Below are 502 nucleotides of genomic sequence, written 5' to 3'. Positions count from 1 at the left end.
GCGCCCAACCAGCTCGACCAGCCAAGCTGCTGCGGCCCACCGAGGACTGCCGGCGGTGCACTCTCCGGTTTGATCTGCAATTCAAGCTCCCAGTCGTACTCTTCGCTGACGTACGCCCTCACCCATTCGACCAGCGTCAACAAATCGCTGCCTCGAGGCGTGAAGCGCTGATACTGTTCGATCTCCAGCGGGCCGATCACAATGCGAAACCGATACTGGCAATCGGGCGCCTGCTCGCCGAGCATCGCACCGGCACCCAGATAAGACGACATGCGCTGTTCGCCCATAATGCTCTGGCTGTGCGCCGGGGTCGTCATCCAGTGCAGCTGATACTCTTCAATGTGCACTGACACGCCGAAATACGCGGCGAGTGAACTGCGCAGGCCATCGACGTTGCGCGCCTCCGTGACCAGGTGAGGCACTGCCGACAGCCGCGCATGCGTCGGTAAAATGCGGTCCGATCGCACCGAGTCGCGTGCCCGGATGCGCTCGCCACATACAC

General features: G+C 62.4%; 1 protein-coding gene. It reads right to left on the bottom strand.

Translation table 11 applies throughout. The features are described 5' to 3' along the window. The coding region (tssG, locus tag BG57_RS31005) for a type VI secretion system baseplate subunit TssG (RefSeq protein WP_035971167.1) at positions 1-502 on the bottom strand (502 nt) is incomplete at both ends.

Origin of the sequence: Caballeronia grimmiae, assembly GCF_000698555.1 — a bacterium.
GTDB lineage: Bacteria > Pseudomonadota > Gammaproteobacteria > Burkholderiales > Burkholderiaceae > Caballeronia > Caballeronia grimmiae.
Note: the sequence above shows the minus strand (reverse complement) of the source record. Positions and strands in the feature narration are given on the sequence as shown.